The following is a 21,079-nucleotide window of genomic DNA, read 5'->3' on the forward strand; positions in this document are numbered from 1 at the left end:
CAGCGCCGTCAACGCTCCTGTCCGCCTCGCACCCCGCTCACCTCGGGTGCTCGGCATCACCGAAACCGGTGCTCGCCTTGCCCGGAATGCCTGCTCGGCATCCCCGGAATCGCTGCTCGGCATGCCCGGAACGGCTGCTCACCTTGGTCCGGAATCGCTGCTCGGCTTGGCCCGGAATCGGTGCTCGGCATGCCCCGGAACACGCACTTCCTCCAGCAGGGCCTCCAGCGTCATCCGAATGGCTCCGCGGAAAAGCGCCCGCAGGTCGGCCTGCACCTCTTCGTGCGCGGGGGACTCAAACTCGCTAACGTCCACGTCGGGGAACTCCTCGGCTCCTCTGCCAGGAGGAGACCGGCTCGGTTGGTTTCACCGAGGAGCTTCCCTCTTTCCCGCTCGTCCCTCCTCGCCATCTACACACTTATAGGGACACGACCCGCCTCTCCCCTCCGTCGGTACACCCACGACTGCAGCGTGCTCAGCCGCAGCCCTCGCCGCTGCGAGAACGCCTGCTGCGTCAGCCCACTCGCCTCGAAGGCTTCGGCAACCCGGAACCACTCCTGCTTCTCCACCGGCTTCGACATGCCCGCCAGCGTCCACGGCGGCGACTGCTCACTCAACGTCCCTCACCACGTCGTTGGCCGGACGCTTACCAACTGCTCACCGCTATGGGGGAGGACCTGCCCTGGCAGGTCCTGGTTCCGCTGCCTCGGTTTGAATCTCATGGCCAGGGTATCGCCTCGCACCTCGCTCACCGAGGGCGCTCGGATTCACTGAAACTGGTGCTCGGCATGCCCGGAACGGCTGTTCACCTTACTCCTGAATCGCTACTCGGCATACACCGGAACACGCAACCGTGCTCAAGAATAGTACACAGCGGTTTAGCCCTGTTTGACAAAGTCTCGGAGGGCTCGGAGCATGCTGGCGCTGCCTTGTCCGGCCGCGTAGAGCGTAATGGCGTCCGCCGGACGGTTGGCGTCGATGAACCCGGTCGCCGCATGTTTTGCTGCAGCCGTGGCGATGACGAAGATATCAGCGGTTGCAGCTTGCTGCTTCAGTGATGGCGAACCACCTGCCTTATCGCTGAACAGGGCCACGCGAGCCGTCGGGGCAAGCGCGTTGATGACTGACGCCACCCGCTTGAGTGTAGGTTCCTTCAATGAATAGAGGGCGATCCGCCGGCCTGAGAGCGCGGCGGATAGGTCCTCTCCCTCGTCACTCTCCTCTCCCTGCTTTTCGCTGAATGTCCGAGCGATGTCGGGCGGAAGTTCCAACTCCAGCTCCTCCGCCAGAGCCTGGAGCAGTAGCACTTGATCGCGGGTAGTACGGCGCGCATGCTGGCGTAAGTACCTTGACGTCTCGTGGAAGAACTGTGCCCGCTCCGCCGGAGCCGCGGCTGGATGGGTGATGAGCATGTCCAGCGTGTCGAGGGCCCAGTCTCCCAGCGTAGCCGCTCCGATGCGCCGCCAAGTCTCCTGAAGTGCCCAGACAGCTTCCTGGTACTCATCCGGGGACAATCCTATCTTGAGCAGAGCCTCGGTGATCTCCGTAAGGATTCGCAGTTGTTCGGTGCGAACTTGGTCATCCAGCGTCACGACACCGGCGAGTTCTCGGAGGACGGGTTTGAGAGTGCGCTCCGGCTCGTCCGAGGGCAGCAAGAAGTGAAGCAGGTGAGGGAGGCCGTTTCGGAGGGCCTCGTCCCCCCAAGCCCGCCGAGGGGCAGCGATGGCCTTCGCTGCCATCGCGACACGGGCCGGAGCCGCGAGCCATGCATCGCGGGACCACTCACGAACGCCTCGCTCGAGCACATCGAGGGCGGCGGGCCATTCTGTCTCACGGAGCAAGCGCTCGAGCCAGTCCACGAGTTCCCCTGGCACCGTGGGGCTAGGCGGAGAACCCACAGGAGCGGGAGCTTGTCTTTGGTAAGTGCCCGTCGTCAGGTCAAGGAGTCTCTCCCAGAGGGCCCGCATCGGAGCGCGATCGAGCAACTCCTTTCGTAGTGCTGGGGGCGCGCTTTCCACCTCCGCGATAGCTCGAGCCGCGATATCCAGCGTGTCGATCTCTCGCGCGCAGCGTAGCAGCAGCACCAACCGTGCGAGACTGCTTGGAAGTCCCAGTGCCTGTCCGAATGCGCGGTCGACATCTCCTTGTTCGTATGCGGTCCGGACATGCTCTAGGCCACTCACGGCATGCGCGGGCGGTTCCGTGGCAGGCACGAGTGCCCCCAGTGCTTCCATGTAGTGGCGATCGGGGGCTCCGGATGCGAACACGGTAAGGAGTTCGTCGCGCAAAGATGGGCGAGCTGGGGTTGCAACCGCGGCAACCATCATGAAGCACTTCAAGGCTTCTGGCGCGTCCATCCCCTGCCGCACTCGGAAGAGCACGGACCAGCGAGGCCAGATGCTCTCCCTAAACCGTGCCACCGCTCCTTGGGCATCACCAGTGAGTTCGAAGTGCTGGAGATCCCGGGCGTAGAGCGCCCGGATGAGCGCCTGGGTCACGCGCCGGGGCCGGGTGAGCATCACGAGGGTGTTGAGCCTCGGTTCCTGGAGAATCTCATCCCAGGCGTGTAGGCTCTCCAGCCGGAGGATCTCGAGGAAGAGATGGTTCTGGGCCGACAAACGGCCCAGACGACGCAACTCGGCGATGTACTCTGCCGCCTGCTCGCCATCCTGGGTCCGCAGAGTGTACTCGAAATCACCGAGGATCCGTCCCACTGGCCGAGCCGTCGCTGCGGTACGCGCGGGGCGCTCCTCGCGTAGAGCCCGGAAGAGTAACAGCTTCGCTCGTGCCTGCTCTATCAGGGCTCGGTCATGGACTCGGAGCCGGTAGACTCGTCGCGGTGCTGCCTTCTGTACTGCCACATCAATTGCGTCCTTGTCATCGAACCGGCTCCACGAGAGCCAGGGGCCGACCAAGGAAGGCCCCAGAAAGGCCACCAACTGCTCCCGGAGGGATCGCGCGCCGCTGTCGGTGCTGGCCAGGACGTACCACTCCACGCTGCCATTCTCCTGGACTCGAGGCAGGCAGAGGAACTCAGCGCCCGTGCGCAGATCTTCAATCCAGGGAGCGATGCGCTCCAAGGTATCAGGCTTGAGGGTTCCCTTTTCAATCGCGTCCCACCGCAGCTTGTTGCCCGGGCCAAAGAACCGGCCGGCGAAGTCCGGGGGAGGCCACGCATTTTCGGGCGCGCTCATAGAAGTCCCCCGTACTCCGCCTGGAAGTCGAGCCGCAGCTTGGCAACCTCGGCTTTGTCCCGCTCCAGCGCCACCAACTCCGTCTGTAACTCCACGCCGTTGAAGGTGAAGTTCATAGAGCCGGTGAGCCCGAAGTCATCGCCGATCAACCCCTTGGCATGCAAGATGTCGCGTTGATGGACGGTGAGCGCGTCCATCGGAATACGTCCCTCCAGAGAATTTCGGAGATTCATGCCGAAGTGAATGTTCTCGCGCTCCGGACGCACCGCCAGCACCACTTGGGTGCCACGCTCAAGCAGCTTGTACAAAACCTGATGCAGATGGATACCGGTCGGTGGCAGGTCTGGCGCCAAGCTCCGGAATGTCGCCGCCCTATTGTCGATGACCTCGATGTTCCTGATCCAGGGAGATACAAGCCACACGCAGCGGCTCGGGAAGAGCAACTCGCGGACAAAGATTCCCTGAAGTAGCTCTCGGATTTCGTGCCGCGAGGCGGAGGAACTGCGCAGGATGTGTCGCGTGGAAGCCAGCATTATTGCACTGCCTCCAGCAGATCAAACATGATAGCAATGCGACCGTTTTGCCGACGCGTGCCTCGGATTCGCGGATGGACCAACTGTGCGCCAATATCCAGAGGCTCAATTAGCATGGCGAGCATCGCTTCCCGGAGCCTCACGGGATCGGTCTCTGGAGCCGTGAGCATAGCATTGCCATGTGTGATGAGCAGGTTCGCCAGCAGCATCAGCCACTCCGGCTCCTCCAACCGCACCTCGATGTCCTGCTGTGGGATCAGGGCCTCCACGAGGAGACGGTCGGAATCAGGGAGGCTGGTGTAGGGGTTGGAAGCCTTGAGGGTCTCGGCACGAACGCCCGCACCCCGAGGCCACAGTAACCCCAGGAGGGTTGAGAAACGCCACCCGCGCCGATCTCCCGATGGAAGCTCGTTGGTGTGAGTGAGGGTCGAATCGAGCGCATCATTCTCGCTCTCCCACAAGGCCACGAGCCGGGGGTCGATCTCGACGCCAAGCCGCGCCTCCGCATCATCCCATGAGGCAAGCAGCCGTGCGAGCAGAGTGTCCGTGGCCGAGGAACTGCCAGGCCGCAAAATCCGGGCGAACAGTGCGGCGACGAATGGCTGGCTGACTAGGAAGCCGCGATCCGACAACAGGCGCCGCAGACCATTCGAATGCTCCACCCATTCCTGGTGCGTCTCAGACTGTCGCACAGCCTCCACTGCTGTCACCAACTCTTCATCTCGGCTGGGCACGGGCGCGCACAGGCGCGAGATGAGAGTGCGGAGTTGGAAGTCGATCTCCTCGAAGTCCGAGGGGGCGAGCGCCGAATCGAGCAGCCCAAAGAAACGGCGTGGATCATCCCCATAGCGCGACAAGAAGTCTTCGATAACGGCTGCCCCCCCTAGCGCGGATTCAGTCAGCCAGATCCTGTCCTCTGGTCCAGTTCCCATAGCATCCAGATCGAGCAGCAGGTCTCCCGCATCGATCTGGGAGCAGAGGATGTGGATGGCCTCCAAAAATGCCGTTCCCAGCGTGGAGCGTAGCCGCCTTCGGATCCAGGGCTCCCACGAGGCATCGGGAGCGGCCCACAGTACCGAGGCTGCCTCGCCTAGGGCCGTGATGACGGTCTGGTCACCCATTAGATCGAGCAACTCTTGGTGGCGCCGCCCTCGTTCGACCTCGCCCGTGGCCTCCTCATTGCCATCCTCCGTCGCAGGGAGTGCCATGAAGAGCGTATCCAGCACTCGGGTCAGGGGCTTCCCATCCGCCCGGAGCAGTGTCCATGCTTGCTCCAGCGTGATTCCAGCCTTGAGAGCCTCAATAGCTAGTGCCGAGAAGCATGCATCAGCGAGCCAGTCACGCTGAAACCGGTTGGCGATACCATCGAGCCGTGATTCGTCCTGAATCCGCTGGCGGAAAAGCGCTGGGCGCAGCGCGCGCAGCAGCTTGGGGTCGGCGGTGCAGGGCCCAACGAGCGCATTGGGGAGCTTCGGATCGAGCACCAGCGCGTCGACATCGGCTGTAAATCCCAGCGCGATGGGCTCCTGGCCCTCCTGGCCTACTCGCCGTTTGAAGTGCACCACTCGTTCGGATACCTCTCCGCTCTTCATCTTCAACGAAACATTCACTTCGCGAGTGAAGCGGGTGATCTCCACGGGGTCAGACAGTGCGTGGATGTGGATTCTCAAATCATCAACTAACCCTTGCCACCTCGAACCTCGGGGTAGAGTCAGCCGGAGTCCTTCGGCCGAGGTGCGAACCGTTGTGCGCCACACGGGAAATGCATTGGACGACGAGAGGATCTCTTCCGGTGGTTCGACCGTGTTGATCTGGAGCGGACGGATGACCGTAAGCGGTTCCTTGGCTACGCTCTCCGGCACCTCAAAGCGGCCGACCTCGATTACGTACTCCGGTTTACAGAAGACATCGAGCCAGACCGTGTCATCCTCATTGGGGAGCGGGACCCAGTTGCGCTGGTTCTGGTGTTGGACGCTGAAGCGGTGCGACACCCGCCCCGGAGCGAACTCGCGCAGGGACTGAGCTACAGGCATCCACTCCTCGCGCCGCCGGAATGCGTTGTTCAAGATAATCTGCACTTCAGGCACGTTCAGATCGCTGAAGAGTGCCCGAGGGATGAACTCTGGGAGCGGAGCACGCGGCGTGGAGGGCTCCTGTGTCTCGCCTTTCCCTTCAGTGGCCATCTTCCAGTTGCGCTCGAGCCGGCGAAGGGCCGTCGGGATGACCGTGGTCAGAAGGGGCCGGGGAGGCTCCCAGAGCAGCGCTTGGAGTGTGGACTCATCGAGTGCTAGCGCCTGCTGGAGATAGCGAGTGAAGCGCTCACGGCTCGCTGGGCTCTCCAGGACATTGCGTAGCAAAGCGGCAGTTGCTTGCTGACGCTGAAGCAGGTGGCCGCCCTGATCGGGGGTGGAGAGGATGAGCCAGGAGTCCAGCCATGTATTGCCGGCCGCGGAGACCGCCGCCATCCAGTCCAGCAGGGTGTACGTGGCCTGCATCTTCAGGACATGCCGGTTTCCGATGGGCAGGTGCCTGGGCGCCAGGACGGGAGAGAAGATCTGCTCGTAGGCCTGGTAGGCGAGCCGGTCACGTCCGAAGTCAGTAAGAGCGACGATGGTCCACGGACGCATCTCGCGGCGTCGGCCCGCGCGCCCCTTTCGCTGCAAGAAGGCGGCCGCACTGCGTGGCGCCTTGTGTTGCACTACAGCTCCCACGTTTGGGTCGTCGAACCCGACTTCGAGCGAAGCGGTGGCTACGACAATCTCCGCGCTTCGGTTGATGCCTCGATCAAGGGAACTCACGCGGTCGACCGCCGCGCGCGCTCCTGGGGCCAGCGAGTGCCCAATCCACTCCGCAGCGACCCAGGATTGACCTTGGGCCAGCCTGGTGGTGTGGTCGGGATGCTCGCGAGCGCGGAGGGTAGCCAGCGAGCCCCATGGTTTCTTGGGGTCGGGCTGGCTGGGGCGCTTCCAGCCTTCCGCGTCCAGGGTATCGAAGAAGAGACGGTTGTTTACGTCGAGGTTATCGGTGAAGGCGAATACCTTCTTGCCGTAGGCCGGACGCAAGACGTCGTTCGGTTCGAGCATCCGGCGCATGAGCATGAGCGTCTGGATGGAGGTGGAGAGGAGGCTTGCGCCAGAGACCGGATCTCCACGGAGTGCCACCTGATACTCCATGCCCTCGTACTCCATCTCGGACTCGTCCGGCCCCACGGCGATGACATCCGTCCGCCGCACCCCGGCGAGTTCCGCGAAGAAGCGCTCCGCGTCGGCCAGGGTCGCAGAGAGTCCCACGAAGTGAGGACGGGCCCCGGTAAGTCTCTGCCATCGGCGGAGCAACAGGGCGACCTGGGCGCCGTGAACCCCCTCGTAGGTATGCACCTCGTCGAGCAGGACGAGGCGCGGCCGCTGGTGCTCGGGTTGCTTGAATCCGAACAGCTTGCCCAGCGAGGTAGCCATCCGCTGGTTTACCATCTCGGTGGTGGTGAACAGCAGGTCCGGTGGGCTCTGGGAGAGCCTATCTCGTGTGAGGCGCACCTCGTCCGGTCCCACCTTGAAGTCGCATGACTTCGATTCACACGAGAGCCGCTCGATGCCGGCCTGGATGTCATCCAGCCGCCAGAGGAGCCTGCGGTTACAGCGGGGGCAGTCGCTCAGGGGACACCGGAGCGCTTTGTCCCCGATCTGCTCCCACGCGTCGAACTGCTTTGCCTTCTGAGGCGAGCGATCGAGCAGATCCTTAGCGGCCTTGGGGACATCGCCATACAGCACGCCGATGGACAGCCGGGTTCCAATGGGAAGAGCCAAGTTGACCCGCTTCGCCTGCCCGAGGGCCTCGCGGAGCTGGTCCTTCAGCAGCTCGTTGCGGGGGTACAAGGCCAAGCACTTGGTCCAGGGCTGACCGCCAAGCCAGCTGGCTATGGCGGTAAAGGCCGGCAGGTAGAATGCCAGCGTCTTGCCGCTGCCGGTTCCCGCGCAGACGATGGTTCCGACCGCGCGTTTACTCGAGACGCGCTGACTCAAGATGGCCTTTGTTGCGGTGAGCTGGAATTGGGCCAGCTTCAAGGGCTCCTTCGAGTTAGCCCTCAGGATGGCCTCCACTACGGTTGTCTGACGGTTGTCGAGCTTGGAGCCCTTGAGAGCCGAGAGCACCTCTGGCACAGTGAGCCGGCGCTTGGGGAAGGAGCGTGGGCGCAGCAGCAGGCGGAAGTCTGCGACTAGGTTCTTCCCCGTTCGCCAGCGGGTGGAGGGGTCTTTGGCGAAGATCTGGCGCAGCCTCGCCAGCAACCGGAACGTCTCCGCCATTCTCGTGCGGTACCGCCCCTCCTCGCTGTGGATTGGCCACAGCAGACGCTCGTTCTCCAGCCAGTCGATGAGCTCCTGGGGATCATCGAAGCCGGGCTCATCTGTGCGCTCGAGGAATCTTGAGGCTCTCTCCAGGAGTTCCTCCTGCGAGAAGAATCCATCGACAATGCCCCAGGAGAGCAGCGCCGCCTCGGCGCGCTCAAGCTCATTCAGGAAGTCGAACCCACGGCGCTGCAAATCGTCCGGGCTCATGGTCTCCTGCCCCCTTGAGATTCGCTCCAGCGCAGACGGATTCGGTCAATAAGGCCCCGAGCCTCGAGCCATTGGCGCACCTCATCCGTGAAGAGCGTGAGCGCCGCGCCTCCTGACTGCTGGGCAGCCCGGAGGAACTGGCGCACCGGTTGGGGATAGTGCGTATCGCTGAGGTCTGCGAGCCGGGCACGGAGTGCCTCCGCCCGCTTGAGAATGCCCTTGAGCTCGTCATCCACCCTTGGGGGGCGGACGATAGCGGCCTGCAACTCGCTCTTCAGCTGCCGCACCTGCTTCACCGCTAGTTCCTGTCCAGGGACAGTGGCGATGTCATCGAGCAGCTTCTCGTTGACCTGGGGGAGTTCCGCCAGGAACTGCTTCCAAGCTTCGCTGACGAGGCTCTCCAATTCGGTGTTGTACGCCTCGAGCCACTTGCGGAGCCGGGAGTATTCGCTGCCCTTGGTGAAGTCTTCTGGCGCCTCCTGGCGGGCCTTGAGCAAGAGCTTGGGCAGCAGGCTTTCGAGCTCAGCGGTGTCGGGGATGTCATCGGGAAGGATATTCCCGTTGCGTGAAAGCACTCCCGCGGGAAGTGCAAACTCCTCCATCCGTTCCCGCTGCTCGGCGAGTTCCTTCCGGCGCTTCTCGAGTTGCTGGGACTTGGCCTCGTCGGCTTGGCGGTTCTTGAGCCTATCGGCTTGCTGTCGCAACTCCCGGGCGCGAGTGACGGCGTTGTTCATAAGGTAGATCCCCGCAGGCTCTGGAGGTGTCGTCCGATGGTTTCAAGTTCTCCCACGAGCGCGTTCCGGGCGGCCTCGATGGGATCCGGACCGCTGGCATCCAGATGCGCCTTGATGGCTTGGCCGGCATTCCTCAGCAGGGCATTCATCTGATCGATGAAGGTCTCGATGACGAAGAGGGCGTTGCGATCGAGTTGCGCGAGCAGGCCGAGCGCCTGCCCAGGGGTTTTCTCCGTCTCCAGGCGGGCAACCTGATCGAGCACTGTCTTGACCGGACTCTCGTAGAACAACTGAATAGACTGCCGGAGTGCCTGTGGATCGATCCCCTGCACCACGCCTAGCATCGAGGTGGACTCGACGAGTTCGATGAAGGCGGTCCTGATCTCTTCCTTCTCGAACGGCTCGCCCAGGAATGCCAGAGTCACCCGGCGCAACTCGATCAACTCTTCGGACATCTTCTTCATTGCAGGTTGAAGATCGGTCTTCAAGCCAGAGAGTTCGTTCGAGAGCGCGCGCAGCGTCTTCGAGGGAGACCCCTTCAATTGTGAGGTGATGCTCCAACTCTTTTTGACCGATTCCAGCGCTGGAAGGAGGCGCACGACGTCGAGGGCATGCACGTCCTTTCCGTCACCCTGCCTGGCGCCCACCTGCTGGAGCAGGATGTCCTGCGCGGACGAACGTCCTTGAGTTTGTGAGCGCACGCTTGCGCTCTTCTCCAACACGGAGTCCCACCTGCGCCATTCGAGCCGCTGGGTATCAGGCCTAGGAGCAGGGGGAGTGAGCTTCTCGAACAGGGCTTCCACCAACGCTATCCGGTCCGAAGAGTGGCCGACCTTGGCACCTAGGCACCGTGCACCCACGAGCAGGACTTCCACCATCGGAGCAATGAACTCATCCGCTTGCGCTCGGGCGGACTCGACCGTCCTGTTGATCCGGTCCGTCAAGAACTGAGCTACACGCACGCTATCTCGCTCCGCCCCCTCGTAGTTCCACTCTCTCACATTCAGTTCGTGGCGGATGATGGCGAGCAACGCATTGCGGATGCCGAGCGAGGCCTGCTCGTCCTCGCGCTCCCGCTGCGTGCAGACGATGAAGAGAGCGTTGCCCTCGGTGGTCTCCGCTGTCGAGCCTCCCGGCAGGAAGATTCTGTCGGCCACCTCCTTCGCATCCCACGGTGGCTGAAGCATGTGCAGGGACCAAGGAATGAACGTCATCACTCTGGGAGCGATCCAGTTCCGCAGGTCGCGCGCTTCGGCCTGAGTGAAGTTCCTGCCTCGATGCCACTCGGTAAGCTTCTGATCCCAGTTCTGGATCTTCGAAGTCAGGGCGTTGACCGCGGGAGGTTTGGGAGCCGCGGGCGACACAGAGGTCTTGCCTTTAGGCTCCTCGATGGTGAAATGCCCTGTCAGGTCGAGTGCGGAGAGCCCGAAGGCCTGGAAGGCCTCGGGGAGCGGGCCCCAGTAGGCCGCCACCCGGGCATACCGCTTCCACTGGCTTGGCTGGAGGCGCCGGATCTCGGCGAGCGTATCGACGGAGAGGGCCTCGGTGGTTCCGAATGTCTCGTTCGGGAATTCTCCACGCTGGAACTCCGGGCGGTACGCGAGTGTCTCGCGCAGGACGTTGTTGATGATGTTGCGCGGGTTGAACAAGGGGCGGCCATCCGGACCTTGGGAGCCCGCCCCTACGAGCCGTTCGATGGCTGGGCGATTGAAGGGGAAGAGAGGATGCCCCTGTGAGGATGTGCCGAATGCATCGAGGACCTGCGCTGACGGCTCATCGAGATCGTGCTCGAAGCGAGGAGCCCATTCGGCGGACCACTCGCCAGTGGTACCGAGCGACCGTGCGTTGAAGGTCTCCGTGAGGGTGTCGCGGCCGAGGCGTGCCGCGTTCAGGTAGCCGCCCACGAGATCCACCGCGCGGCTGATCACATCATTGTCCCTCTCGGGGATGAGCCACTCGATGCGCGCCCGGGTGCGCACCGTGTCCTTCAACATGTAACCTTCGGTGTAGGCCAGCGCGCTGCGAATGGTGCAGAGCACCTGTTTTCCGTCTCGGTAGGCTTCGCGGATCATCACGTCTAGGAGCGCGCCCTGCAGGCCAGACAGCACGGCGAAGTCCTCGACCAATAGGATGAGTTCCTTCTGCTCCTTGAAGAGCTGGGCACGGACGTCCACGAACAGTTCCGTGAGGGTGTTGTCCCCCATTCGGAGTAGTTCCTGCTTGGCCTGATCGAGCAACCCGTTCAGCAGGCTCGCTGCATGGGCTCGATGGTGCTCTCCCTCCTTGGCGATCTGACTGTAGAAATTGCGCGCCTGGGCATTCATCTCCGGTACGAGTTCGTCGGGGACCCGGAAATGCGACGACTCAAACTGGTGAACCCGCTGGTCGACGTCAGAGCCCCCCTCCTTGGTGACCTGTTCCGCCAGCCGGGTGACGATGCCCGGCTTGGCTGGGGTGCCGAGAAAGAGCGCGCTCTCAAGCACGGGATCTCCGAGGAGGGCGGGCAGAGCACGCGGAGTTCCGTAGTTCTTGAGAAGCTTGTCCCGATCCGGATCCTGCGATCGCTTGGCGGCCAGCCGCTCTGTAGCCGCCTCGGAGGCCTTCACCAACAGGTGCCGCAGGTTCGTCAGCAGCATCTTCGCCGCAAGATCCGGATCGAGCTGCTCGTGGGCCTCGTTCAGCTTCTTACGGAAGGCGGCGTAGGCAGGCCCGGAGAGCTTCTCAAGGATCAGGCGAAGCACTCCCTTGAGGCTGGAGCCCTTGGGAATACGGATGATGTGCAGGTGCTCATATCGGGGGTGCCGCTGCAGTTGCACGTCTAGCCAGCGGATGACATGGGACTTGCCGACTCCTGAGCTTCCGATGATGGGTAGGATGACCCGGCCTTCCGGTGGCTTATCCTCCATGAAGGCTTCGAGCAAGACGCGCTCGTCGCGAATCTCGGTTTCCTGGCCGCCACCCACGCGCATGCATTCGAACTTCATGCGCTGGTGGGCAGCTAGGAAGATGGCGCTGCTACTCGTCTCCGCCTCGGCGGAGATGCACGCCTTGACGTTTTCGAGCGTCGGCCAATAAGGCAGGAGGGAGGTCATGCTCATGAGGCTCTCGTCCACACCACGTGGGAAACCCTTTGGAGGGTCGTGTTGTCTCTGCCGAGCAGGATCTTCGCCACGGGAGCATCGGAGCGGGCGGGCAGTTGAAGCGCTCCCGACTCCTCAAGGCGGATAAGGGCCCGCGAGAGGCTGGTGGAGACTTCATGCGGGCCGCGAGGCTGCCATGTATCCCGCTTGCGGAGGTGTTCCTCCATCTGATGGCGGTAGGTTCCTCCATCAACGACCGGCAACCGCGCGGCAAGCCGCTCCAGAAAGCGGTCGATGGGGAGTTCACGAGTGCTATCGAAAATGCCTGGTAGCTCGTCGAGCACGGCCGCCGCTGGATCGGAGATCAACTGGACACCGCCCCCTGGCAAAGGGCTCTGCCAGCCCAGCCCGAGAAATGGAGCGTAGTCGTCACGGTATGCGTACCAGCGTGTGTCGTTCTGGAAGGGCATAGGTTTAGAGGAGACCTGCTTCTTGATGAGTTCGTCCACCTCGGACCACTTACCCCCGGGAAAGGTGTACGAGTCTTGGGTGAGTACCCAGCACGCTCCGCGGGTGAGGTCGGCGCACTGCCCGGCAACCTCGGAGTCCCGTTCCTCCGCGAGGATATTGGTGTTGTTCGTGGGGGAGAGCACCAGTTGGCGAATCGCTGCTCTTAAGGGAACTGGGTCCATCGATTCACGGTTGGGTTCCTTGAAAGCGGGCGCCAGGGAAATGGTCTTGTCAGGATCGTCCGCTTGCGAGAAGAAACCGATCTCGAGCCACCGGGTCAGCGTGGCTTTGGCCTGCTGCTGCTCTTTCTTGCTGGATTCGTCCTTCTTGTCCTCGCTGGTGGACTGCGCCGATGACCAGAGCGTTTTGGGAGCGCAGAGGTCGAGGAGTTCCTGCTTTGGAAGGGGGCCTCGGTGAAGCAACGCACGGCGGAGAGCCAGAAGGACACTGAGTTGCCCATCACTTGCGCGGTTGAGGAGACCCATTAGTCAAGCCTTCGGAGAAAGAGATCCAGGGGGATGTGCTCGTGGAGGTCGATTAACCGACGGCCGCGGCCGCCAGGTTCGGGAAAGCTCGCCGGAAGGACCAGGATGTGTGATGGCCGGTCGAGCGAGAACAGATACGAGAGGTTGTGCTGTCGGTCCTCCTGCGGCTCGATGACACTGACCCTGCGCACGAAAGGCTCCCCTGATGGCGAGTCCTCATCGGCGATGTCCCGGTGGATGAGGAAGCGCAGGGGCGACTTACGCCAGAGGTCCCGGATCTCCTTCTGTTCCGAGAGCATGCGTCCAGTGGCGACCTCGAGGAACCCCCGGGCAACCAGCACGCCGAGCAGATCGATGGTCTTGCGGCGCCAAACGCTCAGGGACTGTTTGTCCCCTGGTATCGGGAGTTCATAGGGGATGATGACCAGACCGTTGGGGGGAGCCCCCATCCATTGGGCTCGATCGAACACATCGATTACCCGGCGAGGTGGCGCGGCCTGCGGGACCACGTAGTTATGGGAGACCCGGTGGTCTCGTCGCGTGACCGGGCAGTCTCCGGATGCGCCCTCCGGGAAGATCCCGAGTCCGTGCACTGTATAAATGCGGTTGAAAATGGAAGAGAGAGCGCGCTGGCCCGAGAGGATCCCCCTCATTCCCGCTAGCGGGTCACCTGCTGGAATCATGGCGGAACGCCTCTCGCTCCACACTTCATCCAGGTGGTGCCCGCTTTCGAGCAACTTTACGGCGCTCGTCTCATAGAACCGGTTCAACGTGTCGCGCCAGCGCTGCTCGAAGGCGGCTTCACTCTCGTTTTCCTCGGGGTCGAGGAGAGGCGGCACGACCGCATCGAGCGATAGCAACTTGAGGCGGGCCATGAGGACCAGCGTGCGGCGGTTCCACGCTTGATTCTCCTCAGAGTCTCCTGTGACATGGGGGGCACGTGCATCCAGGCGCACCAGGAAGACGCCATCACGCTCGGGAACCCGCTCGGCGCTCTGCCACATCGCCTTCCAGCGAGCCAGACCCTTATCGACGCCGATGAGCCGCTCGTCTGCGAGTTGCTGCGCGATTTGGAGATCGCTCTGGATGTACACCATCAGGGCAATGGAAGCCTTGCCGTCTCGCCCAGCCCGGCCCACCTCCTGGTAATACCGATCAACCGTCTCTGGCACACAGGCGTGGAGGATCGCTCGCACGTCTGATTGATCTACTCCTAGGCCGAAGGCCGAAGTGGCGACCACTGCGTCGATCTCCCGCTGGGCCCATCCCTCCAGAATACGTGTGCCCCAATCTGTGGAGAGATCGCCTCCACGCACGCAGGCCACGCGCAACATCCCCATCGCGCGCAGCCGTACCTCCCACATGAGCGCATCCTGGCGGCGTGTGGTGTAGAGGATGAACGGGCGTGGGACACGGCGAATGGCCTCCGCGAGCTTCTCTGTGCGGTCGTATTCATCTTCGGCACGGTGGATCCAGTGGCTCGGCTCCGGGCGCAGGTGGACGGCCGAAATGATGTCTAGGTCCCCAAACAAGAGGTCCAGCGTCGACCAAGTGTCCTCCGTCAATGTCGCCGTCGCCAAGACGGTGCGTAGTTGCCCAGAACTCTCGCTCTTCAATCCGTTACGAAGCCCCGAGAGGAGCTGAAACTCGGGGCGGAAGTCCGCGCCCCACTCGGCGATGAGATGCGCCTCGTCCACGACGAGGTAGGCGAGTCTGTTGGTCCTCGCTGCGTCAAAGAGTGCCGCCCGAAGGGTGCCCACGGCTGCTTCAGGCGAGGTGAAAATGATGGGTTGCTCTCCCGAGCGGATCCTCCGCCGCAAGAGTTGCCTGGCTTCCTGACTCAGCCCTCCGTGGTAAGCCCATTCCACTTCACTTTCACCAACCAACTCGGCAAAGCGTTGCGCCTGGTGCTTGGCCAGCGCTACGGTCGGGACGATGACGACGGTCATCTGGCCGCGCTGCCTAGCCGCCAAGGCGAGTGACTGGAAGACGAGGCTCTTGCCTGCGCCGGTAGGCAGGTTCACGAGCAACGTAGCGCCTGGGGGCATGAGGAACGCTGCACGAATAGCTTGGCGCTGGCCGGGAGAAGTGTAGGTTCCCAGCCCTTTCTGAGAGGGAGCGAGCAACTCTGCAACAGCCGGATCCATGGGGAGCACGGCATTGCGCCGCCGTGGTAGTTCCGCAAGCGCTCCAACCGTGGGATCTGTCTTTGGGCTATCGAGCCAAGCCGGTTGCCATGGCAGGGCCCGGATCTTGAACCGGTCCGGAGACTCAAAGAGGATCTCTATTCCGAACGCGCTCCAAGTGGCCTTATCCGGCCATCCTGCGCCGCGGGGGACGGCGAAGTAGGGTGATACTTGGCCCGATCCTTCTAGCGCAGCCTGTCTGGCGAGGACATGGCGGATAAGGCCGGCGAGATCGCCAGGGCCGGTTCGCTTCTCTCGAAGACCGATGAGCGCAAGCCGGAGCCGTTCGTGGATGGCCTCCTTGAATGGTTCTTCAGGGATCGGGTCGTCCGGCCATTTCGCCAGGAGAGACTGGAGCGTATAGAAGGAGTTCATCGATTCTCGAACGGGTTCTGCCCCGAGAGGAACACGGCGCCGACGGAGTCGGGCCGGATTCCAGGCTGGCGAATACCCCGCGTAAGCGCCGCGGCGAGCTGGTTCTCGAACTCCAGGGTGCGTTGTTCGGCAGCTCGCGACGGGCCTTCCTCTAGATGGATCAGGCGGCTTGAGAGCCTTGCCGCCACCATGGCGGCATGCTGGTCGAGACGTGCGGCATGCTCCTCGGTCAGCTCGGCCAGGCCGACATCGGCGGACAGCAGGGCCTCCGCCTGCTTGCGAGCAGCTCGGCACGTGCCCTCCCACCCGGAGAGCAGGCCCATGTTGGATACCACTTCCCAGCGCCCAGGATTGAGGTTGAAGTCAGCCCCTCCATGAGACTCCCGCTTGTAGCTGCCCTCTATCTGGGCGAGCACTTCCTGCGACCGGACGGGCTCTCCATCCCGATCAACCCATATCGTCTTGAGGATAGGAGGGAAGGCCTCATCACCCCGGCGGCGGACTGCGTGGATGCCCTCCTCGTATGACAGAAGGAGCTTAAGCGCGGGGGCCAGGTCCACTTCGACCAGGAAGTCGAAGCGGAAGAAGACATCGGCCACCGCACTCGTCTGGTAACCAGGAACCTGGCGCCAGACCGCCCAGGCAATCCCCCGGTCGTCACTGCGCGCCAACTCCATGAGTCCGTCCAGAAAGGGGTGCCCTACGCGGAGCAGCGGAGTGTGGGAGAGGGCAGCCGCGCGGCGGCTTGAGGTCATCTTGTAGGTGCGCCACTCGCCCTGACGGCCTCCTCCCTCGATAGCATTGCCCAGCCACGAAACGAGCTCCATCGCCGTTATGAGGGTGTTCGACCCGTTTTGCCGGTGTGCATAGGTGTAGCGAAAGAACTTGGGCTCGCCCCGTTCAGGCCGAAGCTCGAACTGCAGGCCTTCAACAGCCCAGGCGCGCAGTGCTTCGGTCACCGCGCCGTCTTCATCGTCGTGCTCTTCCAGGTTCTCGAAGGAGAAACCGTCCTCCAATTCAGCCGGGTCTGTGGAGTCCAGAATTTCCTGCGCGCGGATGCGCTTTAGCTCACGCTCAAGCCCCGTCTCTATGTCGCGCATCCGGCTAGTGGATTGGTCGATTGCCGCCGTTCCCTCATGGAGGAGGCTCGTGGCCATCAGGCGCATCTGTTCCTCGAGCACGTACTGCAGAGGGGCTACTGAGCGCGTGAAGACACCCACGGCCTCGTTCAAACAGGTGGCCCATGCCTCCTCCCATCGTGTTCCCGACAGTAGGAGGATGGAGCCTACGTTTCCGCGAGCCCCAATGCGATCAATGCGGCCGATGCGCTGCTCGATCCGGTTCGGCGAGAGCGGCAGATCGTAGTGGACGACCACGGCTCGCTCTCTCTGGAGATTGAGCCCCTCCTCGGCGCGCCGATCGCAGACTATCGCGACGGCGCCTGCATCCGTATTGACCGGGAAGGGGGCCCGGAGCACCTTGCCGATGGCGCGCGCCGAGAGCGAGGCATGCACGGCCTCGGCGACACGGGGGTCATCGACGAAGATCACGGCGCGTTGTTTCTTGGCCTTGTGCGCGGCTACCACCTCGGCCAGCGCCCCAAGCCGCTCATCCCGTTCGAGCGGAAGTTCGAGTAACCCCTCCGCGTCGCGCAGCCACTCGCGTTCCGTGTCGAAGGCGGGCCGCCCCCCCTTGTCTAAGGCGAGCCCGCGTTGGGTGAATTGCTCCCGGAGCACTGAAGGGTGGGACAGGAATGCCTCCACAAAGTGCGTGAAGAGCAGCCGGATCTCCTTCTCGAAGGCCGACTCTCCCGTCGAACGAACATGGAACGAGGCACGCTCCTGCCACTGCTCGAGAAGCTTGGTGGCGGCGGCCCTGGCTTCGCACGGATGGTCCACCAGGTTTGCCCCTGTCCGCTCAGGCAGATCTCCTGCCACGTGATCGGACTCGCGGCGGGTCCGTAGCAGGCGGCGATCGATGCGGTAGGTCTCGCCGATATGCGCACGAAGGGCACGGATGGCGGAGATGCGCTCCTCGCTGGATTCATCCTCGTCGACCAGGGGGCGGGCAGCGTCAATAAGCTCTCGCAGGCGCGAGTCCTCGTGTGCGAGCCGTGCCAGCCCGTCGAGAGTCTCTTCCAGGAACAGCCCTCCCACACCGTCCTGGAGGGATTGGATGTGCTCGGCGATCTCTTGACGGCTGGCCACTAGCTTGTGGAATCGCTCACGGGCTTCAATGCGATGCACCTGGGGATCAAGCAAGTGGAGCATTGCCAGGAAGCCGTCCTCGTTGTGGAGGAGGGGAGTGGCGGACAGAAGCAGGACGCGCGGTACCTTGTTCGCCAACTTCTTGAGTATCTCGTAGGTCGCCCGAGCCCGGTGCTGGGGAGAATAAGCCCAGTTGGCGGCTTGATGCGCCTCATCGATGATGACCATTCCGGGGTCGGCGCGGAACTTCATCTCGGCAAGCTTGCTGGAGGCGATCACGTGGATGGCGTCGTCCAGTTCGTCCCCCAGATGGAACCTGCCTTGGAGCTCGCTGCGCCACTGATCAACCAGATGTTCAGGGACGACAATGAGAGCGGTCGCATCGAGCGCGTGATCGAGGAAGTACTGGCGGAGGATGATTCCAGCTTCGATGGTTTTGCCGAGCCCCACTTCGTCCGCGAGGAGGAATCGCTGCACGGGGTCGCGGAGGACGCGGCGCACTACGGCGACCTGATGTCGGTGGAGTTCGACGCTTGAGGAGGCAAGCCCGGAGAGGCCGCCGAATCGGGAGCGCTGCTCGGTCACAAAGCGGATGAAGCGGGATCTGCGCTCATGCCAGTAGGGTGTTTCCGTGATGGTGGCGGCGAGCCAGTCAGTCGGGTCTTCGACTGGGCGCCTCCATCGAAGGAACATGTTGGAGGCGGGGATCCTGGCCTCCTGCTTGTTGGGGAAGGCGACCAAGTAGTGCTCCTCTCTCGTCCCCAGCGTCGCGCCAGAGATGGGCTCACCATCGAGGAGACGGGCCGCACGCCAGACGGATCGGCCGCCATCCCAGCAGAAGACCCTGCTTTGGGCATGGAGTACGGCGGGCCGGAGACTTGTGACGGCAACGCGGAGCAACTGTCGCGCGTTAGATGCAGGCGAGACGAAGTACTCAATGCTTGCGCTGCGGCCAACTATCTCGACCAGTTTGCCGACCCCGAGATCATTCTCTTCTGATTCGACGAATCCCCCTGGCTTCAACCTATGCGCCCCTTTCAAGCGTCATCCGCCCTGCTCCACTTGGATGATCGCTCCGTTACCAACGCTCAGTAACCTGAGTATCCTCAGAGCCCACATATCTCCGGGAATCGTACATCTTCCTCGTTCGGGAGACGAGCCAAGGCGCGGTGCGTTCACCGAAAGAGCAGCTGCGCAGGACCGACATGGTCAGGTCCAGGTCCTTGGCGACCCAGGGAAGACTCTTGCCGCCCTCTCGTACCAGCGGGACTGCCTCCACCATGGGGAGTTGGTTGCACCGAACCGGTTTCCTACTGCCGCCTGCGCCAGCGCCTCACCCTTACAGAGTCCTCCGCCAGGACCTGGAGCAGTGCCTACGCGAGCGTGACGCAGGTTCGGAAGATGAAGCAGATGGGCACGGACGAAGAGACCATCGAGTTCCTGCTCCGGATCGCCGAAGGACGAGCGACGCTCGCCCACGTCGACCGCGAACTCCTGAAGTGGTTGTCGGAACAGAACGACGTGGATTTGTTCCAACTCTCCTTGAAGAGCACTTCGTAAGCTTAGGAACCCGGCGAGGGAACAGTCACGGAGGTGACCTATTAAGTGGCATGTGGCGCCTCAGGTGTTATCTACCTGTGAGGTGGGATGATACCTGAGCGGATGCTCAGCCTCCCTCAGGAATGGCAGGGAGTTTTCGCGCCTCCGTACGGACGGTCGAGGCACAGTTTTTTGAAGGCCGCGCTGGGAAAACTGCGCCTGAGAACTCCGAGTGTGCTATCGGGAGGCCGCAAATTGCTGGTGGCCGCGGTTCAAGGACCAGGCGCGGTTAGGAGATGAGCATGTCCGGCACGGAACGTAGGGCTGTAGTGCTCCTGGGCGGAGGGATCAACTCGGCCACGGCACCGGCCATTGAGCGGATGACGAACCTGGTCGCCAAGTCCGGTATGGAGGGACACCAGCGGCTTCGGAGCCACACCCCGCTCATTCCCTTCAGCAAGGCGGAAATCATCCGCTCGGGGCTCTCGCTGGAGGTTGACTACGGCTCCACCTCGATTTGCTACGAGCCGTTGCTCCTTGGCGAAGCCGGCGGCTACTACGCTTCCTGCCAGCTTCCTCAAGGGCGTCCGTGAAGCCGAGGTGAAGGAGCCAGCACGGTACCGGGCGGAGTAGGGCATGGCCTACGCGGTCAAAGAGATTTTCTATACCCTTCAGGGCGAAGGCGCCCAGACGGGCCGGGCAGCCGTTTTTCTGAGGTTCTCTGGCTGCAACCTTTGGAGCGGACGGGAGGCCGACCGCCCCCACGGTGCGGGAGGCTGCTCTAAGTGGTGCGATACCGACTTCGTCGGCATCAACGGTCCAGGAGGCGGACGGTTTCAGGATGCCGGGGAGTTGGCCGCAGCGGTGGATGCGACCTGGCGTGGTCATCACGGCAGAAAGTTGGTGATCTGCACCGGAGGCGAGCCGCTCTTGCAACTCGACGAGAATCTCGTGGAGGAGCTCCACCACCGTTCTTTCGAGATCGCGATCGAGACTAACGGAACCCTCCTGCCGCCCTCGGGCATCGACTGGATCTGCGTCAGCCCCAAGGCGAACAGCAAACTGGTTCTGTGTGAGGGGCAGGAACTCAAGCTGATCTACCCCCAGCAGGGTCTGTCTCCCGAGAGCTTCGAGTCCCTCGCGTTCACCCACTTCTTCCTGCAACCACTCGATGGACCAGACCGCGATCGGAACGCCCAGGCCTGCGTGGAGTTCTGCCTGTCGAATCCGCGTTGGCGGCTCAGCCTGCAGACCCACAAACTCCTCGGTATCCCGTAAGGTGACAGATGGAGATCTTCAAAGCGTTTAGCTTCGAGGCTGCACACCGGATCCCTTTCACGCCCGAGGGGCACAAGTGCCGATGGTTGCCCCCCGAGTTGAGCCGCGTGGTGGCGCGGGAGACCTGCACGAGTGGGTGTATCCACGCTTGGGAGGATGCGGGGCGCGGCTAGAGGCTGCTCCCTCGGTGCTCTATGCGAGTACACGTGGTTGCCAGTTGCACGGATAAAAAACTCTTGAAGGTGCCTCCGGAACTCCGGTTGTCCCGAGTCCCGGCAGGGGAGGTCTCCGTCCGCGCTGCTGCCTGGTGCCAACGGCTCGTTGGCTCTGAGACGCGAAAGGTTCCCGCGCTGGACCTGTACGGCGGGCAGCACTGGTCGGTTGTCCGCTCGCTTCCCGTAGATG

The 21,079-nt window shown here is 62.9% G+C and carries 12 protein-coding genes and 1 pseudogene; 3 read left to right on the forward strand and 10 right to left on the reverse strand.

Features of this window, described 5'->3' with window-relative positions; translation table 11 throughout:
- Window positions 1–207: 207 nt before the first annotated feature.
- From VZL07_RS33705 to dpdE, 10 genes and pseudogenes are all read right to left on the reverse strand, one after another.
- Window positions 208–315: pseudogene (locus VZL07_RS33705) on the reverse strand (transposase); the annotation flags it as partial.
- Window positions 316–410: 95 nt separating this feature from the next.
- Window positions 411–617, reverse strand: coding sequence for an IS66 family insertion sequence element accessory protein TnpA (gene tnpA / locus VZL07_RS33710; RefSeq protein ID WP_426752043.1), 207 nt, complete (start codon window positions 615–617; stop codon window positions 411–413).
- A 261-nt stretch (window positions 618–878) separates the two neighbouring features.
- Complete coding sequence (gene dpdD, locus VZL07_RS33715) at window positions 879–3,194, reverse strand: protein DpdD (protein ID WP_426752044.1); 2,316 nt, start codon at window positions 3,192–3,194, stop codon at window positions 879–881.
- Window positions 3,191–3,727 carry a phospholipase D-like domain-containing protein DpdK gene (gene dpdK, locus VZL07_RS33720; protein WP_426752045.1) on the reverse strand — a complete coding sequence of 179 codons (537 nt, stop codon included), beginning with the start codon at window positions 3,725–3,727 and terminating at the stop codon, window positions 3,191–3,193. Before dpdK ends, dpdD begins: the two co-directional genes overlap by 4 nt.
- Window positions 3,727–8,280, reverse strand: coding sequence for a protein DpdJ (gene dpdJ / locus VZL07_RS33725; protein WP_426752046.1), 4,554 nt, complete (start codon window positions 8,278–8,280; stop codon window positions 3,727–3,729). Before dpdJ ends, dpdK begins: the two co-directional genes overlap by 1 nt.
- The gene (locus tag VZL07_RS33730) at window positions 8,277–9,014 is read right to left on the reverse strand and encodes a hypothetical protein (protein WP_426752047.1); all 738 of its coding nucleotides are present in this window, start codon (window positions 9,012–9,014) and stop codon (window positions 8,277–8,279) included. The genes dpdJ and VZL07_RS33730 overlap by 4 nt, the downstream gene beginning before the upstream one ends.
- Window positions 9,011–12,112, reverse strand: coding sequence for a protein DpdH (dpdH, locus tag VZL07_RS33735; protein WP_426752048.1), 3,102 nt, complete (start codon window positions 12,110–12,112; stop codon window positions 9,011–9,013). Before dpdH ends, VZL07_RS33730 begins: the two co-directional genes overlap by 4 nt.
- Window positions 12,109–13,089: a protein DpdG gene (dpdG, locus tag VZL07_RS33740; protein WP_426752049.1), complete on the reverse strand. Its 981-nt coding sequence runs from the start codon at window positions 13,087–13,089 to the stop codon at window positions 12,109–12,111. Before dpdG ends, dpdH begins: the two co-directional genes overlap by 4 nt.
- Window positions 13,089–15,650 (reverse strand): protein DpdF, encoded by a 2,562-nt coding sequence (gene dpdF, locus VZL07_RS33745; RefSeq protein ID WP_426752050.1) that lies wholly within the window; start codon window positions 15,648–15,650, stop codon window positions 13,089–13,091. The genes dpdG and dpdF overlap by 1 nt, the downstream gene beginning before the upstream one ends.
- Window positions 15,647–18,898 carry a protein DpdE gene (gene dpdE, locus VZL07_RS33750; protein WP_426752051.1) on the reverse strand — a complete coding sequence of 1,084 codons (3,252 nt, stop codon included), beginning with the start codon at window positions 18,896–18,898 and terminating at the stop codon, window positions 15,647–15,649. The genes dpdF and dpdE overlap by 4 nt, the downstream gene beginning before the upstream one ends.
- A 360-nt stretch (window positions 18,899–19,258) precedes the next feature.
- Here dpdE and VZL07_RS33755 point away from each other — a divergent pair, with 360 nt between their 5' ends.
- The 3 genes from VZL07_RS33755 to queE all read left to right on the forward strand — a co-directional run bounded on the left by VZL07_RS33755 (window position 19,259) and on the right by queE (window position 20,674).
- Window positions 19,259–19,417: a hypothetical protein gene (locus VZL07_RS33755; RefSeq protein ID WP_426752052.1), complete on the forward strand. Its 159-nt coding sequence runs from the start codon at window positions 19,259–19,261 to the stop codon at window positions 19,415–19,417.
- Between the two features lie 281 nt (window positions 19,418–19,698).
- Window positions 19,699–19,989, forward strand: coding sequence for a 7-cyano-7-deazaguanine synthase (locus tag VZL07_RS33760; protein ID WP_426752053.1), 291 nt, complete (start codon window positions 19,699–19,701; stop codon window positions 19,987–19,989).
- A 43-nt stretch (window positions 19,990–20,032) separates the two neighbouring features.
- A complete protein-coding gene (gene queE, locus VZL07_RS33765) occupies window positions 20,033–20,674 on the forward strand; it encodes a 7-carboxy-7-deazaguanine synthase (RefSeq protein WP_426752054.1) in 642 nt (213 codons plus the stop codon).
- Window positions 20,675–21,079: the final 405 nt, after the last annotated feature.

The organism is Pseudomyxococcus flavus (genome assembly GCF_050038885.1).
GTDB lineage: Bacteria > Myxococcota > Myxococcia > Myxococcales > Myxococcaceae > Myxococcus > Myxococcus flavus.

What these genes read in the sequence shown, in the direction of transcription:
- queE (WP_426752054.1), top strand. Translation starts at nt 20,033, where the DNA reads ATGGCCTACGCGGTCAAAGAGATTTTCTATACCCTTCAGGGCGAAGGC.
- dpdH (WP_426752048.1), bottom strand. Translation starts at nt 12,112, where the DNA reads ATGAGCATGACCTCCCTCCTGCCTTATTGGCCGACGCTCGAAAACGTC.
- VZL07_RS33730 (WP_426752047.1), bottom strand. Translation starts at nt 9,014, where the DNA reads ATGAACAACGCCGTCACTCGCGCCCGGGAGTTGCGACAGCAAGCCGAT.
- dpdF (WP_426752050.1), bottom strand. Translation starts at nt 15,650, where the DNA reads ATGAACTCCTTCTATACGCTCCAGTCTCTCCTGGCGAAATGGCCGGAC.
- dpdD (WP_426752044.1), bottom strand. Translation starts at nt 3,194, where the DNA reads ATGAGCGCGCCCGAAAATGCGTGGCCTCCCCCGGACTTCGCCGGCCGG.
- VZL07_RS33755 (WP_426752052.1), top strand. Translation starts at nt 19,259, where the DNA reads ATGAAGCAGATGGGCACGGACGAAGAGACCATCGAGTTCCTGCTCCGG.
- dpdK (WP_426752045.1), bottom strand. Translation starts at nt 3,727, where the DNA reads ATGCTGGCTTCCACGCGACACATCCTGCGCAGTTCCTCCGCCTCGCGG.
- dpdG (WP_426752049.1), bottom strand. Translation starts at nt 13,089, where the DNA reads ATGGGTCTCCTCAACCGCGCAAGTGATGGGCAACTCAGTGTCCTTCTG.
- VZL07_RS33760 (WP_426752053.1), top strand. Translation starts at nt 19,699, where the DNA reads ATGTCCGGCACGGAACGTAGGGCTGTAGTGCTCCTGGGCGGAGGGATC.
- dpdJ (WP_426752046.1), bottom strand. Translation starts at nt 8,280, where the DNA reads ATGAGCCCGGACGATTTGCAGCGCCGTGGGTTCGACTTCCTGAATGAG.